The sequence below is a fragment of the Terrabacter sp. 05T424 genome (assembly GCF_056396225.1).
The window spans coordinates 299,556-315,367 of the sequence record NZ_JBFTLB010000004.1; the positions used below are offsets into that span (position 1 = coordinate 299,556).

General features: G+C 71.9%; 12 protein-coding genes. 2 read left to right on the forward strand and 10 right to left on the reverse strand.

Annotated elements, in window-relative coordinates:
- Positions 1 to 25: 25 nt before the first annotated feature.
- Both AC1DE0_RS11900 and eno read right to left on the reverse strand, forming a co-directional pair.
- Positions 26 to 757, reverse strand: coding sequence for an FtsB family cell division protein (locus AC1DE0_RS11900; RefSeq protein WP_478100657.1), 732 nt, complete (start codon positions 755 to 757; stop codon positions 26 to 28).
- A gap of 4 nt (positions 758 to 761) precedes the next feature.
- Entirely contained in the window at positions 762 to 2,063 is a 1,302-nt protein-coding gene (eno, locus tag AC1DE0_RS11905) for a phosphopyruvate hydratase (RefSeq protein ID WP_478100659.1), read from the reverse strand.
- A 539-nt stretch (positions 2,064 to 2,602) separates the two neighbouring features.
- Between eno and AC1DE0_RS11910 the strand changes: the two genes are divergently transcribed.
- Positions 2,603 to 3,967, forward strand: coding sequence for a sugar transferase (locus AC1DE0_RS11910; protein ID WP_478100660.1), 1,365 nt, complete (start codon positions 2,603 to 2,605; stop codon positions 3,965 to 3,967).
- A 175-nt stretch (positions 3,968 to 4,142) separates the two neighbouring features.
- On the opposite strand, the gene AC1DE0_RS11915 is transcribed toward AC1DE0_RS11910, so the two are convergent.
- From AC1DE0_RS11915 to AC1DE0_RS11940, 6 genes are all read right to left on the reverse strand, one after another.
- Positions 4,143 to 5,126: a nucleoside triphosphate pyrophosphohydrolase gene (locus AC1DE0_RS11915; protein ID WP_478100663.1), complete on the reverse strand. Its 984-nt coding sequence runs from the start codon at positions 5,124 to 5,126 to the stop codon at positions 4,143 to 4,145.
- 23 nt (positions 5,127 to 5,149) lie between these two features.
- Positions 5,150 to 5,725: a hypothetical protein gene (locus AC1DE0_RS11920; RefSeq protein WP_478100665.1), complete on the reverse strand. Its 576-nt coding sequence runs from the start codon at positions 5,723 to 5,725 to the stop codon at positions 5,150 to 5,152.
- 33 nt (positions 5,726 to 5,758) lie between these two features.
- Positions 5,759 to 9,409 carry a transcription-repair coupling factor gene (gene mfd, locus AC1DE0_RS11925; RefSeq protein ID WP_478100667.1) on the reverse strand — a complete coding sequence of 1,217 codons (3,651 nt, stop codon included), beginning with the start codon at positions 9,407 to 9,409 and terminating at the stop codon, positions 5,759 to 5,761.
- Between the two features lie 101 nt (positions 9,410 to 9,510).
- Positions 9,511 to 10,101, reverse strand: coding sequence for an aminoacyl-tRNA hydrolase (pth, locus tag AC1DE0_RS11930; RefSeq protein ID WP_478100669.1), 591 nt, complete (start codon positions 10,099 to 10,101; stop codon positions 9,511 to 9,513).
- 144 nt (positions 10,102 to 10,245) lie between these two features.
- Positions 10,246 to 10,929, reverse strand: a complete 684-nt coding sequence (locus AC1DE0_RS11935) for a 50S ribosomal protein L25/general stress protein Ctc (protein ID WP_478100671.1) — start codon at positions 10,927 to 10,929, stop codon at positions 10,246 to 10,248.
- Positions 10,930 to 11,211: 282 nt separating this feature from the next.
- Positions 11,212 to 12,198, reverse strand: a complete 987-nt coding sequence (locus AC1DE0_RS11940) for an EamA family transporter (RefSeq protein WP_478100673.1) — start codon at positions 12,196 to 12,198, stop codon at positions 11,212 to 11,214.
- 103 nt (positions 12,199 to 12,301) lie between these two features.
- Here AC1DE0_RS11940 and AC1DE0_RS11945 point away from each other — a divergent pair, with 103 nt between their 5' ends.
- Positions 12,302 to 12,862, forward strand: coding sequence for a CGNR zinc finger domain-containing protein (locus tag AC1DE0_RS11945; RefSeq protein ID WP_478100675.1), 561 nt, complete (start codon positions 12,302 to 12,304; stop codon positions 12,860 to 12,862).
- Positions 12,863 to 13,055: 193 nt separating this feature from the next.
- Here the strand turns inward: AC1DE0_RS11945 and AC1DE0_RS11950 are convergent, their stop codons facing one another.
- Both AC1DE0_RS11950 and glmU read right to left on the reverse strand, forming a co-directional pair.
- Entirely contained in the window at positions 13,056 to 14,036 is a 981-nt protein-coding gene (locus AC1DE0_RS11950) for a ribose-phosphate diphosphokinase (protein ID WP_478100677.1), read from the reverse strand.
- Positions 14,033 to 15,673, reverse strand: a complete 1,641-nt coding sequence (gene glmU / locus AC1DE0_RS11955; protein WP_478100679.1) for a bifunctional UDP-N-acetylglucosamine diphosphorylase/glucosamine-1-phosphate N-acetyltransferase GlmU — start codon at positions 15,671 to 15,673, stop codon at positions 14,033 to 14,035. The genes AC1DE0_RS11950 and glmU overlap by 4 nt, the downstream gene beginning before the upstream one ends.
- Between the last annotated feature and the right edge of the window lie 139 nt (positions 15,674 to 15,812).

Consider the following 15,812-nt stretch of genomic DNA (forward strand, 5'->3'; position numbering starts at 1 on the left):
TCCTGGAACTTCGTTGCCGGGTCGGTCACTTGCGCGCGACGCCGGCCGTCGGTCGGTCGGCGATCTGGACCGACTGCCACACCTTGCCGTACCAGGGGGCCGAGGCGTTGGCCAGGGGTGCGGCCACGACGGGGCGCTCGGCGGCCGGTGCGCTCTTCGCGTTCGCGGCGGGATCGATCACGGTGTAGGCACGGTCGCCGACCCGCACGAACTTCAGGCGTTCGCGCGCCTGGACCTCGATGAAGGCGGGGTCCTTCCACAGCGCGGCCTCGCGCTCGAGCTGCTGAACGGTCTGCTGCTGCTGGGTGACCTTGTCCTGCAAGGCAGCCGCGTCGCCGCGCTGCTGGACGAGGGAACGCAGGGTGGGAACGATCGTCACCGCGAGCATGACGACGATGCCGAGCAGGATGGCGCCGCGCACCCAGGCGGTCGACGCGGAGGGCGGCGTGGTCTGCGGCGTGCGCGGACGGGCCGCGAGGGCCGGACGCTCCTTGCCGGCGCCGGGCCGGCTGGTGCGCGAGGCACCCGGCCGGGACTGGCCCGGGCGCGTGCCCGAGGCCTTGGCGGCACCCGACCGGGGGGTGGGTCTGCCCGATCCGGTGCGGGCCCCCGGAGCCGAGCCGCTGCTGGCGCCGGCCGAGGACGACCGGGGGGTGCTGCGTGGAGAGGAGGGGCGCGCTGCGGCCGGGCGCGCGCCACCGCCTGGGCGGCCCGTCGACGACGGGCGACCCGGGCGGGACGGCGTGCGGTCGGCCACGGACTCAGCCCTGCGACCCKAAGCGGCTCGCGTCGAAGCGCGGGAACGCGCCGGCGCCGGCGTAGACCGCGGCGTCGTCGAGCTCCTCCTCGATGCGGAGCAGCTGGTTGTACTTCGCGACTCGCTCGGACCGGGCCGGGGCGCCGGTCTTGATCTGGCCGCAGTTCGTCGCGACGGCGAGGTCGGCGATCGTGACGTCCTCGGTCTCGCCGGAGCGGTGGCTCATCATGCAGCGGTAGCCGTTGGTCTGTGCGAGCGTGACGGCGTCGAGCGTCTCGGTGAGCGTGCCGATCTGGTTGACCTTGACGAGCAGCGCGTTGGCCGTGTTGCTGCTGATGCCGCGGCCGAGACGCTCGGGGTTGGTGACGAACAGGTCGTCGCCGACGATCTGCACCTTGGTGCCGAGCAGGTCGGTCATGGACTTCCAGCCGTCCCAGTCCTCCTCGTTGAGGGGGTCCTCGATGGACACGAGCGGGTAGGCGTCGACGAGCTCGGCGTAGTAGGCGACCATCTCGTCAGCCGACTTGCTCGCGCCCTCGAAGGCGTAGGAGCCGTCCTCGAAGAACTCGGACGCCGCGACGTCGAGCGCCAGGGCGATGTCGCGGCCGGGCTCGTAGCCGGCTGCCTTGATCGCCTCGAGGATGAGGTCGAGCGCCGCACGGTTGGACTCGAGGTTGGGTGCGAAGCCGCCCTCGTCGCCGAGGCCGGTGGCGAGACCGCGCTCGCTCAGCACCTTCTTGAGCGCGTGGTAGACCTCGGCGCCCCAGCGCAGCGCCTCGCGGAAGGTCGGCGCGCCGACGGGGGCGATCATGAACTCCTGGATGTCGACGTTGGAGTCGGCGTGCGACCCACCGTTGAGGATGTTCATCATCGGCACCGGCAGCACGTGGGCGTTCGGGCCGCCGACGTAGCGGAAGAGCGGCAGCCCGGCGGACTCGGCGGCGGCGTGCGCCACGGCGAGCGAGACGCCGAGGATCGCGTTGGCCCCGAGCGTCTCCTTGTTGGCCGACCCGTCGAGCGCCAGCATCTCGGCGTCGATGAGCCGCTGCTCGCTGGCGTCGAAGCCGACGAGACGCGGGTTGATCTCCTCGATCACGGCGTCGACGGCCTGCTCGACACCCTTGCCGAGGTAGCGGCCCTTGTCGCCGTCGCGGCGCTCGGACGCCTCGAAGGCCCCGGTGGACGCGCCGGACGGGACGGCCGCGCGGGCGAACGTGCCGTCGTCCAGACGGATCTCGACCTCGACGGTGGGGTTGCCTCGCGAGTCCAGGATCTCGCGGGCGCCAATCTCCTCAATGCTGGCCACTGGCTCTCCTGTGCTGGTGCTGCTCGTGCGGCCGGGCGGGCCCGGCCATGTCGAACGAACGGTGGGTGGATGGGTCCGGGGTGCTCGGTGGTCTTCGGCTGGTGCGCGCGAGACGCGGCATTGCGGACCGCGCACACACCGAGCACAGGTGTCGGGTTCGAGCGTAGCCCGTGGCGCAGGGAGCCCGACGGAGCGACCCGGCATACGGGCGGGTAGCTCTCGGTGACCGCTTCGTGCGGCTCTGCCGCACGGTGTCCTGGCACGAATGCCGCACATCGGGCAGGTCCAAGAATTTTACCTTTTCCTTACCAATTGCTGACCAGCGCGAGGCATACTCCAACTAACCATCCGGGGGGGGTGGAGCTCTTCGTGGCTAGGGCACCGGTGGGTGCCGGGGGTGGGGTGTTGTCATGGGTCAGCCCATGCGCGAAGCGGGGGTTGTTCTGCTCGACGTGAGTGCGCGTCCGGTGACGCAACCTCACAGCGAGAGGAGTCGCGGCCAGCGTCTCCTGCAGCTGGGGATCGCGGGGGGCGATCTCGTGATCATCACGGCTGCAACGGCGCTGGCTGCGATCGGCCGAAGCGGACTCGAGGTGTTCGACGTCGCCAACGACGTCAACCAGGTGGCGCAGTCGGTCGGTCTGTGGATCGTGGCTGCCTGGATGCTGGCCAACCTGCTGCTCGGCACGTACGCCAGCAGCCATCTGGGGGTCGGCACCATCGAGTACGCCCGCGTGTGCAGCGCGGCCGGCCTGACGGCCGGGGCGATCGGCATCCTCAGCTACCTCACGAAGCTCAACCTCTCGCGAGGCTTCTTCGTGCTCATCTTCGCCATCGGCGTGCCGGCGGTGCTGATCTGGCGCTGGTACGCCCGCCGCCTGGTCCACCGCGCCCACGCCCGAGGCCACCTGCTGACGCGGGTCCTGATCTCCGGCTCGGTCGCGCACGTCGACGACGTGGCCGCCGTGCTCGAGCGCGAGGCCTGGCTCGGCTTCCGCATCGTCGGCGCGCTCGTCCCGTCGTCGCGGCCGATCCGTGCCACGCCGCGCGGAGTGCCCGTCGTCGGCACCACCACCCGCACCGCGGAGTCGGTGCTCGCAGAGAAGGCCGACATGGTCGTCTTCACCGAGGGCGCGTTCCCGTCGGCCGTCGACTTCCGCCGCATCGCGTGGGATCTCGAGGGCCACCACGTCCAGATGGCAGTCGTGCCCAGCCTCAGCGACATCTCGACCGGCCGCATCGCCATGCGACCGGTCGGCGGGCTGCCGCTCGTGCACGTGGGCCAGCCGCAGAGCCTCGGTGCCTCCCGCGGGCTCAAGCGCGCCTTCGACCTGCTCGGTGCCACGGTGCTGCTCCTGCTCGCCTCGCCGGTCATGCTCGTCTTCGCGTTGGCCACGAAGCTGCAGGACGGCGGCCCCGTCCTCTTCCGCCAGACCCGTGTCGGTCGTGACGGCGAGCTCTTCGAGTGCCTCAAGTTCCGCAGCATGGTCGTCGACGCCGAGGCACAGCTGCCCGGCATCACGCACCTCAACCAGAACAGCGACGGCGTGCTCTTCAAGGTGGCCCGCGACCCGCGCGTCACGAGGGTGGGGGCCGTGATGCGCCGCCTCTCCATCGACGAGCTGCCCCAGCTGATCAACGTCGTGAACGGCGACATGAGCCTCGTCGGGCCCCGGCCCGCGCTGCCCGCCGAGGTGCGCCGCTACGTGCCGGACGTCCAGCGCCGCCTGCACGTGCGTCCAGGCGTCACCGGCCTGTGGCAGGTCTCCGGCCGCAGCGACCTCTCGTGGGAGGACACCGTCCGGCTCGACCTCTACTACGTCGACAACTGGTCGCTCGTGCAGGACCTGTCGATCCTGGCCAAGACCGTCCATGCGGTCGTCCGGCCCCGAGGCGCCTACTGAGACCAGCCCGGCCAGCCGAAGTGAGAGACCGGCCACCGCCACAGACCCGGAGGGGGTCGCGTCGTTTCACCCGGTCGACGCGGCCCTCTCCGTCATCGTCCGGCCGGCAGACCCCGAGGACGTATGCCGTCCCGCACCGTCAGGCGCGCCGGCTCGGCCGAGGTGGAGGCGCGGGTCAGGCGTTGCCGCCGTCGGCTCCGACCGCCTCGCTCGCGGCGGCCAGGGAGCGCAGCGTCTCTCGCAGGGCGGCCTCGGCGTCGACGCCGGACGCCTTGGCCCGGCGGACGATCGCGAGGAGCTCCGCACCGACGTCACCGGTCGCGACGGCGGCGTCGACGAGGTCGTCACGACCGGCCTTGTGCAGGCGGGAGACGTACTTCTCCGCGCGGGCCAGCGCCGGCAGCGAGTGCGGCACGCCCTCGACGGGGTGCGTGCGGTGCTGCTTCTCGTCGGCCTTGATCGACTCCCAGTTGGCGGCGACGGCATCGGCCGTGTCGGCCTCGACGTCGGCGAAGACGTGGGGGTGGCGGCGCACGAGCTTGTCGACGAGCCCGCCCGCGACGTCGTCGATGCCGAACGGCTCGGTGGGGTGCTCCTCGGCGACGCGGGACTGGAACGCGACCTGGAGCAGCAGGTCACCGAGCTCTTCCTGCATGTGGACGGGGTCGCCGCTCTCGATCGCCTCGATCGCCTCGTGCGCCTCCTCGAGCAGGTAGGGCACCAGTGAGGCGTGGGTCTGCTCGGCGTCCCACGGGCAGCCGCCGGGTGAGCGCAGCCGGTCCATCACGGCGACGACGTCGAGCAGCCGTGCGCCCGGCACGTCGAAGGAGCCGATGAGCAGCTCGACGTCGGGCGGCTCGGGCAGCCGCGTCACCTCGACGGCGACCGCGTCGCTGAGCCCGGGGTCACCGTCGGACGAGCCGACCCAGACGACGTCGCCGTCCGCGGCGGCGGCGACGAGGTCGCGCGCGAGGTCCGCCGGGTGGCCCTCCTCGCGCTCGGCCACCTCGACCCCGGCCTCGACGAGCGCCGCCACCTGGGGCTCGTCGGGGCGACCCCACACGGCATACGCCTCCCCGAGGCTCGTCCACGCCTCACGCGTCAGCAGCCCCGGCGCGATGCGGGGCGTGGTGACGAGCAGGACGAGGCGACCGGGCACGGGGCGGCGACTCGGGACGGCGACTACTGCCCCGGGGTGCCCGTGGCGGACCCCGCCGGGGCCGGGGCCGGGTTGCTGCCGGGCTTGACCCAGTTGGGCGTCGTCTGGCCGATGGTGAAGTAGACGGGGCCCTGGTCGGACTGCACGACCGAGCCGTACTTCGGGTTGACCGAGATGTTCGCCGTCTTGAGGCCGGCGCGGTAGGCGGCGACGTCGGCGGGAGTCATCTTCTGCGACTGGATGAGGGCGACCGCCTCGACGAACTCCTTCGTCGTGTCGGTGGCGTCGGGGATCGAGGCGATGACCGACGCGTAGGTCTCGTCGGGCTTCCAGCTGCCCGACTTCGCGACGGCGCTCTTGAGCAGCGGCGCCGCGACGAGCGCGGTGACGACGATGTTCTCGGCGAAGTCGAGCTTGGCGGCCTTGAGCTGGTCGAACGTCTCACGCACGTCGGACTCGTGGATGACGTCACCGTTGACGACGGCGGCGGCCTGCTGGCGCGTCTCGAAGCCGCATCCGCCGAGCAGCGACACGGCACCGAGGGCGGCGATGCCGACGACGGCGACGCGCCGGGCGGGGGTGGCGGACCAAGCCTTCACTGATTTCCTCCTAGGGCGGATGCGTCTGACATCCTACGGGGCGCCCACGGCGGATCTCGCCGACCCCGACGAAGCGGTCGCGGCCGAGCCCGCGGAGGCGATGTCGTCGAGCAGCACGGCCGAGATGAGCTGGCGTGCCCACGTCAGCACCTCGACGTCGCGCAGCGGCTTGCCCCCGACCCGGGCCGTCATCGGGGCCGGGACGAGGATCGTGCCCAGTGCCTCCTTGATGATGGTGCCGGGGTAGAGACGCATGAGCCGCAGCTCCTGGCTGTCGCGCAGCGCCTTGACGGGGCCGAAACGCACGACCTTGCCCTGCAGGCCGATGTCGCCGATGCGGGCCTCGCGGGCGACGACGCGCAGGCGGGCCACCTCGAGGAGGTTCTCGACGGGCTTCGGTGGGGCACCGTAGCGGTCGCGCAGCTCGGCCTCGATCTCGTCGACGGCCTCGAACGTCTCGACGGTCGCCAGCTTCTTGTACGCCTCGAGGCGCAGCCGCTCCCCCGGCACGTAGTCGTGCGGCAGGTGCGCGTCGACGGGCAGCTCGATCTTGATCTCGGCCGGGAGGTCGACGGCGTCGCCACGGAAGTCGGCGACGGCCTCGCCGATGAGCCGCACGTAGAGGTCGAAGCCGACGCCCTGGATGTGGCCCGACTGCTCGCCGCCGAGCAGGTTTCCGGCGCCGCGGATCTCGAGGTCCTTCATCGCGACCGCCATGCCGGAGCCGAGGTCGGTGTTGCTCGCGATGGTGCGCAGGCGGTCGTGGGCCGTCTCGGTCATCGGCTTCTCGGGCGGGTAGAGGAAGTAGGCGTAGGCCCGCTCGCGCCCACGCCCGACGCGGCCGCGCAGCTGGTGCAGCTGGCTGAGGCCGAGCACGTCGGAGCGCTCGACGATGAGGGTGTTGGCGTTCGAGATGTCGAGGCCGGTCTCGACGATCGTCGTGCAGACGAGCACGTCGAAGCGCTTCTCCCAGAAGTCCTCGACGACCTGCTCGAGGCGATGCTCGCCCATCTGGCCGTGGGCGGTCGCGATGCGTGCCTCGGGCACGAGCTCACGCAGGCGGCTCGCGGCCTTCTCGATGGAGCTGACCTTGTTGTGCACGAAGAAGACCTGGCCCTCGCGGAGCAGCTCGCGCCGGACCGCCGCCGTGATCTGCTTCTCGTCGTAGGCGCCGACGAAGGTCAGCACCGGGTGACGCTCCTCGGGCGGCGTTGCGAGAGTGGACATCTCGCGGATGCCGGTGACGGCCATCTCGAGCGTGCGCGGAATCGGCGTTGCTGACATCGACAGCACGTCGACCGCCGTGCGCATCGTCTTGAGCAGCTCCTTGTGCTCGACGCCGAAACGCTGCTCCTCGTCGATGATGACGAGGCCGAGGTCCTTGAACCTCGCGTCCTTGGCGAGCAGGCGGTGCGTGCCGATGACGAGGTCGATGGTGCCGTCGGCCATGCCGGCCATGACGTCCTTGGCCTCCTTGTCGCTCTGGAAGCGCGACAGCGAGGCGACCTTGACGGGGAACTGGGCGTAGCGCTCGGCGAACGTCTGCTGGTGCTGGCTGACGAGCAGGGTCGTCGGCACGAGCACCGCCACCTGCTTGCCGTCCTGGATCGCCTTGAACGCGGCACGAACCGCGATCTCGGTCTTGCCGTAGCCGACGTCGCCGCAGATGAGGCGGTCCATCGGGACCTGCTTCTCCATGTCGGCCTTGACCTCGTCGATGCTGACGAGCTGGTCGGGCGTCTCGACGTAGGCGAAGGCCTCCTCGAGCTCGCGCTGCCACGGGCTGTCGGGGGCGAAGGCATGCCCCTTGGTCGCCTGCCGGGCGCTGTAGAGGCGGATGAGGTCGGCCGCGATCTGCTTGACGTAGCGCTTGGCCCGCGACTTGGTCTTGGACCAGTCGGAACCACCCATCTTGTTGAGGCTGGGCTCCTCGCCACCGACGTACTTGGTCACCTGGTCGAGCTGGTCGGTGGGCACGTAGAGGCGGTCGCCGGGCTGGCCGCGCTTGCTCGGGGCGTACTCGATGACGAGGTATTCGCGCGTCGCGCCGGCGACGGTGCGCTGCATCATCTCGACGAACTTGCCGACGCCGTGCTGCTCGTGGACGACGTGGTCGCCGGGGCGCAGCTGGAGCGGGTCGACCTGGTTGCGGCGGCGTGACGGCATACGCCGCATGTCCTTGGTGGAGGTGCCGCTGCCGGGCTGGCCGGTCAGGTCGGTCTCGGTGAGCACCTCGATGCGGCCGGCCTCGTGGACGAAGCCGCGCCCGAGGGGCGCGGTGGTGACGTGGACGGTGCCGCCGGTCAGGGTGTCGTCGCGCGTGGTGTCGAGCGCCTGGACCGCGACCTCGTTCTCGCGGAGCACCTCGGCGACGCGCTTGGCGAGGCCCGGGCCCTCGGTGACGACGGCGACCGCCCAGCCCTCGCGCACCCGCTCGCGCAGGTGCGCGACGGTGCGGTCGGTGTCGCCGCGGAAGGCCTCGGGGTCGGTGGTGCGCACGGCGATGCGCTCGTCGACGTCGTCGTCCTCGATGACGAGGTCGGCGTCGGCGACGAACGGCGTGAGGGTCCACCAGGCCCGACCCGTGGCCTCGGCGTGGGCGCGCACGTCGGCCAGCGACCAGTAGGAGGCGCTGCCGAGGAGCGACTGCAGGTCGACGGGGACCTGGTTGCCGGCTGCGGCGTTGGCCCAGCTCGCCTCGAGGAACTCGGCGCTCGTGGCGACGAGGTCGTGCGCGCGGCGGCGCACCCGCTCGGGGTCGGCGACGAGGACGACCGCACCTCGGGGCAGGACGTCGAGCACCGACTCCATGCCGTCGACGAGGGCGGGCGCGAGCGACTCCATGCCTTCGACGGCGATGCCCTCGGCGACCTTGGACAGCATCTCCGAGACGCCGGGGAGCTGGTCGGCGAGAGCGCGCGCCCGGGCACGCACCTGGTCGGTGAGGAGCAGCTCGCGGCACGGGGGCGCCCACAGGCCGTGGTCGGCGATCTCGAGCGAGCGCTGGTCGGCCACCTTGAACCAGCGCACCTCCTCGACGGTGTCGCCCCAGAACTCGATGCGGACCGGGTGCTCCTCGGTGGGCGGGAACACGTCGAGGATGCCGCCACGCACGGCGAACTCGCCACGCCGCTCGACGAGGTCGGTGCGGGTGTAGGCGGCTGCGGCGAGCGCGTCGACGACCTCCTCGAGGGGTCGCTCGTCGCCCGCACGCAGCGCGACGGGCACGAGGTCGCCGAGGCCCTTCGTCAGCGGCTGCAGCAGGGCGCGCACGGGTGCCACCACGACCGACAGGGGACCGTATGCCGCGTCGTCGGGCTCGGGGTGCGCCAGCCGTCGCAGGACCGCGAGGCGACGACCGACGGTGTCGCTGCGCGGCGAGAGCCGCTCGTGCGGCAGGGTCTCCCACGACGGGAAGACGGCGATGCGGTCGGTCGGCAGGAAGAGGCCCAGGGCGGTCTCGAGGTCCTCGGCCTCGCGCGTCGTCGCCGTGACGACGACGAGGGGTGCGGCGTCGGCCGGCACGGCCGCCGCGGCCTCGGCCTGCCGGGCGAGGGCGGCCACGAGGAACGGCCGTGAGCCGTCGCTGGCGGAGACGTCGACGAGGCGGGTGCGGCCCACCTGGTCGAGGACGTGGCGGACATCGGGGAGCGCCCTGAAGGCGGACAACATTGGGTGCGGCATCAGGTCCTCCAGTCTAGGTCGAGGCGGGGACAGCCGTGGCGCGGGACCGGCGCCGGACCGGCGCGGCACCGGCGCCGGAGCAGGGCCGGACCGACTCGCCGTCAGCGCGGCGCGTGGAAGCGCTGCTGGGCGTCGAGCAGGCCGACCTCGATGAGCGCCTCCACGGCGTCGGCGCCCTCGTCGAGCAGGAACGGGAGCACGTCGGTGCGCTCGGCCTTGCTGAAGTCCTTGAGGACGAAGTCGGCGGGGTCCTGCCGACCGGGCGGCCGGCCGATGCCAAGGCGCACCCGCAGGTAGTCCTTCGAGCCGAGGGACTTGGTGACCGAGCGCAGGCCGTTGTGGCCGCCCTCCCCGCCGCCCTGCTTGAGGCGCACGAGACCGGCGTCGATGTCGAGCTCGTCGTGGATCACGACCACGCGCTCGACCGGCACGTCGTAGTACTTCATCAGGCCGGCCACCGCCCCGCCCGACTCGTTCATGTAGCTCGAGGGCACGGCCAGCACGACCTTCGGGCCGCCCACCGTCAGGCGCATCTCGGCGACGCGCGCACGGACCTTGTGCGCCTTGAAGGCAGCCCGCCCGCCGACGGCCCGCCCGGCCAGCTCCTCGAGCGCCATGGCACCGACGTTGTGGCGGTTGCCCGCGTAGCCGGGCCCGGGGTTGCCGAGCCCGATGACGAGCCAGGTGTCCATGCGGTCCTCCGGTGGTCGGGGTCTCGGGTCATTCTCCTGGTGCCGGCGCGCGCACGGGTCCCGCCGAGCGAAGGCTCGAACGGGACCCGTGGACGCAGGGCGTGGCGCGACGATTGGGCGTCGCACCACGGATGGTGCTGTGGCTCAGGCCTCGTCGCCCTCGGCCTTGGCCTCGGCGCCCTCGGCGGCCTCGCCCTCGGCACCCTCGGCACCCTCCTCGTCGTGCTCCTCGCGCTCGATGCCGGCCTCGGCCTCGGCCTCGGCGAGCTCGGCCTCGAGGGCCTCGGCGGAGATGGCCTGGGTCACGTTGACGACGAGAGCCTCGGCGTCGGTGACGAGCGTCGCGCCCTCGGGCAGCTCGACGGCGCCGGCGAGGATCTGCGTGCCGGCCTCGAGGCCCTCGACCGAGACGACGACGTTCTCGGGGATGTTCGTGGCAAGCGCCTCGAGCTGGAGCGTGTTGTGGTCGAGCGTGACGACCGTCTCGGGAGCGGCCTCGCCCTCGAGGTGGACGGAGACGTCGACGGTGACCTTCTCGCCCTTGCGGACGACGACGAGGTCGACGTGGTCGATGACCGGCTTGATCGCGTCGCGCTGGACGTCCTTGGCCAGGGCCAGCTGCTCGGCGCCCTCGATGACGATGGTGAGCAGGGCGTTGGCCTGCTTCAGCGCCATCATCGTGTCGTGGCCGGGGAGCGAGATGTGCACGGGCTCGGTGCCGTGGCCGTACATGACGGCGGGGATGTTGCCGGCGCGGCGGATCTTGCGCGCGGCGCCCTTGCCGAAGTCGGTGCGCTTCTCGGCGACGAGCTTGGTGTTGTCGGACACGGGTGTCTCCTGAAGGTCTCTGGAAGATGAGGCGGTTCGGTGGCGGCCTCGACGCGGGACGATGCGCGATGTTCGGCAGTTCGTAGCGGATGGCCGACGTGGTCCGCACGCAGAGGCGAACCCGTTCGCGAAGCGCTCCCCTGAGCACGTCCGCGAGTCAGGCCACCGCGTCGATCACGGACCTCGTCACGTCCTGCCGTGGCAGTCGTGCACCGTCCCTCGCCGAGGCAACTGCTCGATCTTACGGGACGGACGGCCCGCCGGTGAAATCCTGCCGGACGGTCAGGACCGGGCCTCGTCGGAACGGACGGCGACCAGCCCGGCGACGATGAAGGCGCCGCCCAGCAGCTGCACCGGTGTCGGCAGCTCGGCGAGCACGAGCCAGGCGAAGAGCACGGCGAAGAGCACCTCGGTCAGGGCGACGAAGGAGGCCACCTTCGCACCGAGCATCCGCACGGCCGCGATGCCGGTGACGTAGGCGAAGGCTGCCGCGACGAGCGCGATGACGAGCACCGGCACCCACCACGCGACGACGACGCCGCCGAGCGGCACCTCGGCCGCGCCGCGTGTCATGTCGAGCACGCCGGTCAGGGCGGCGAGCCAGAGCGAGGCGGCACCGACGGCAAGCCCGCCACCTGCGAGCGCGAGCGGTGGCACGTCGTCGTCGACGTGGTCGGCGAGCAGGAAGTAGAGCACGAGGCACACGGCCGCCGCGAGACCCCAGAGGACGCCGACGAGGTTGGCGCTGGCGCCACCCAGGACGTCGAGCACGAGCAGCAGGCCGACGACGGCGAGCGCCACACCCACGAGTGTCAGGCGGCGCGGCGCCTGCCGGTGGCGCAGCCAGAGCCAGCCGACGATGAGCACCGGCGCGAGGTACTCGAGCAGCAGCGCCACGCCGACGGACAGGTGGGTCACGGCGTTGAAGTAGGCGAGCTGGCAGCCGGCCACGCCGGTCAGGCCGTAGCCGACGACGACCCACGCGTTGCGGCGCATCGCCGACCACCTGCCGCGCAGCGACCAGAGGGCGGGGGCGAGGAGCACGAGGGCGGCCAGGGTGATGCGCATGGTCACCACCGCGCCCGGTGACCAGCCGCCGACGAGCAGCGACTTGCCGAAGGCACCCGAGGTCGCGAAGGCCGCCGCGGAGACGAGGGCCACGCCGAGCCCGAGCAGGGGGTGTCGGGAGTGGCCCGCGGGCGCCTGGACCTCCTCCGCCCTGGCCGACTCGCCGACCACCGGGCCGGTGACGACAACGCGTTCGGTCATGACACCCTCGCTCACTCCGCTGGCCCGACGCCACCCTCACCGTTGTCAGCACCAAAAAGCCTTACACTCATGACAGTATCGACGCCTCCCGTCAGGAGTCAACATGCTTTTCACCCATGACACCGAAGTTGCGCTCGCCGGCGCCGCCGCCCTGGTCAACACGATGCCCGGAGTGCTGCCCGGCGACAGCGCCCCCGACGCCCTGACGACCCTCGACGAGCTGGCGTCCCTCTACGCCGAGCAGGGCTGGACCGGCCGCTTCGACCGCGACGCCGCCGAGCTGGAGGGCGTGCGCGAGCTGCGCCCACGGCTGCGTGGCTTCTGGGAGCGCGACGAGGCGGGGGTCGTCGCCCTCGTCAACGACCTGCTCGCCGGGGCCAGAGCCATCCCACAGCTCGTCGACCACGACGACGTCGGCTGGCACATCCACGCCACGCCCGCCGATGCCCCGCTCCCCCAGCGGATGGCGGTCGAGGCCGCCATCGCCGTCATCGACGTCGTCCGCGCCGGCGAGCTGGCCCGGCTGCGGGTCTGCGAGGCCGTCGACTGCGACGACGTCGTCGTCGACCTCTCACGCAACCGCTCGCGACGCTTCTGCGAGGGGGGCTGCGCCGCGCGGGCTCACACGGCCGCCTACCGCGCGCGTCAGGCCGCCCGAGCCTGACGGCATACGGCCCGGGTGGGCACTCGGGTCGGCCCCTAGGTCGTGTCACCTGTCAGGTCGCACGGGTTGTCGCGGCGGCGACACCGAATGCGGCCTGACGCGCGACCCGGCACCACGACAGACCGAGGCCGTATGCCGTCGGGTGGGTCCCGGCGGCGTACGGCCTCGTCGTTCGTGTCGGTGTGGCGGGCTGTCAGGCCTTGCCGTCGAAGAGGCTCGTGACCGAGCCGTCCTCGAAGACCTCCTTGATGGCCATCGAGACCAGGGGCGCGATCGAGAGCACCTCGAGCTTGTCGAAGCGGCGGTCGTCGGGTATCGGCAGCGTGTTGGTGACGATCACCTCGTCGACCTTGCAGGCCTTGAGCCGGTCGACGGCCGGGCCCGAGAGGATCGCGTGCGTCGCGGCGATGATGACGCCCGCGGCGCCCTGATCCATGAGGGCGTCGGCGGCCTTGGTGATGGTGCCCGCGGTGTCGATCATGTCGTCGACGAGCACGCAGGTGCGGCCCTTGATCTCGCCGACGACGCGGTTGGCGACGACCTCGTTGGGCCGGTTGATGTCGCGGGTCTTGTGGATGAAGGCCAGGGGCGCGCCGCCGAGGCGTGAGCTCCAGTCCTCGGCGACCTTGATGCGGCCGGCGTCGGGCGAGACGACCGCGAGGTCGAGGTGGCCGTACTTCTTGCCGACGTAGCCGGCGAGGATCGGCATAGCCATGAGGTGGTCGACGGGGCCGTCGAAGAAGCCCTGGATCTGCGCCGTGTGCAGGTCGATCGCCATGAGGCGGTCGGCGCCGGCCGTCTTGAAGAGGTCGGCCATCAGGCGGGCCGAGATCGGCTCGCGGCCGCGGTGCTTCTTGTCCTGGCGGGCGTAGCCGTAGAAGGGCAGGACCACGGTGATGCGCTTGGCCGACGCCCGCTTGAGGGCGTCGATCATGATGAGCTGCTCCATGATCCACTCGTTGATCGGGGAGGTGTGGCTCTGGATGACGAAGGCGTCGGAGCCACGGACGGACTCCTCGTAGCGCACGTAGATCTCGCCGTTGGCGAAGTCGTAGGCGCTCGTCGGGACGAGGTCGGTGCCGAGGGCCGCGGCGACCTCCTGGGCGAGCTGCGGGTGGGCCCGGCCGGAGAAGACCATGAGGTGCTTCTCGGTCGTCTTGTTGATGCCGCTCATCGCTGCGCGTCCTTCGTCTCGGTGGTGCTGTCGGTGACGCTGTCGACGCTGTTGTCGCGCTCGGAGAGCCGGTCGCTCGAGGAGACGGCACCGGGCTCGCTGGCGAGCGCCGCCTCCGCCTCGGCCGCCGCCTCGGCGTCGGCTCGTGCCTGGGCACGAGCGTGCACCCGCGCATCGACCGGTGCACCGACCGGCGGGTCGGTCTTCGCGTCGGCCTGCGCGGCTTGGGCCGCCTCGTCGGTCTTGGTGCCTGCGCGCCGGCGCGCGACCCAGCCGTCGATGTTGCGCTGCGGGGCCCGGGTCACGGCGAGCTGGCCCGGCGCGACGTCGCTCACCACGGCCGAACCGGCTGCTACGTAGGCCCCGTCGCCGATCGAGCGCGGGGCCACGACGACCGAGTTGCTGCCGACGAAGCTGTGCGCTCCGACGGTCGTGTGTCCCTTCGTGACGCCGTCGTAGTTGGCGAAGATCGTGCCCGCACCGATGTTGGCGCCCTCGCCGATCGTCGCGTCGCCGCAGTAGGTCAGGTGCGGCACCTTCGCGCCGTCGCCGATCACGGCGTTCTTCGTCTCGACGAAGCCCCCGATCTTGCCCTTGGCCCCGAGGCGGGTGCCCGGCCGCAGGAAGGAGAAGGGCCCGACCGTGGCCCCCGGGCCGATCTCGGCGAGCTCGGCCTGCGTGCGCACGACGCTGGCGCCGTCGCCGACCTCGACGTCCGTGAGCGTGGTGTCGGGGCCGATGACGCAGTCGCGCCCGATGGTGCTCGCGCCGTGGATCTGGGTGCCCGGTCGCACGACGGTGTCGGGGCCGATCGTCACGTCGGCGTCGATCCAGGTCGTGCCGGGGTCGATCACGATGGCGCCGTCGCGCATGGCTTGCTCGACGGTGCGCCGGTTGAGCTCGGCGCCGAGGCGGGCCAGCTGCACCTTGTCGTTGACGCCCTCGGTCTGCCAGAGGTCGGCGACGAGGTGGGCCCGGACGGCGAGGCCTCGGCCACGCGCGATGGCGATGACGTCGGTGAGGTACTTCTCGCCCTGCGCGTTGTCGGTGCCGACCTCGGCGAGCGCCTCGCGCAGCACCGCCACGTCGAACGCGTACAGCCCGCTGTTGACCTCGCGGATCGCGCGCTGCTCGTCGTCGGCGTCCTTCTGCTCGACGATCGCCGTGACGGCACCTGCCTCGTCGCGCAGCACGCGGCCGTAGCCGGTGGGGTCGTCGAGCGTCGCCGTGATGACGGTGACGGCGCTGCCCGACGCCTGGTGCGCGGCGACCAGACCCTCGAGGGTCTCGCTCGTCAGGAGCGGCACGTCGCCGTACGTGACGACCACCGTGCCGGACAGGTCTGCCGGCAGTGCCTCGAGCGCGCACTCGACGGCGCGGCCCGTGCCCTTGACGTCGTCCTGGTCGGCGACCACCGCGTCGGGATCGACCTGGGCCACGTGCTCGGCGACCCGGTCACGTTCGTGGCGCACCACGACGGCGAGGTGGTGGGGGCTGGTGCCCCGGGCCGCCCGGATCGCGTGAGCCACGAGACTGCGGCCCCCGATCGTGTGGAGGACCTTGGGGGTCGTGGACTTCATGCGTGTGCCCTCACCGGCGGCGAGGACGATCACGGCGGTCGGCCGTAGATCGCTCACAGGGCGCAGCTCCTTCATGGATCGGCGTGCACTCGGGCGCGGACGACCCCGACCGTGAACGACCCGGGTGCGCCGCCCGCCATGCTACTCGCGGGGCCGGGCGCCGCCGTGCGCCCGTGCGCGCGCCGTGACCCCGCTC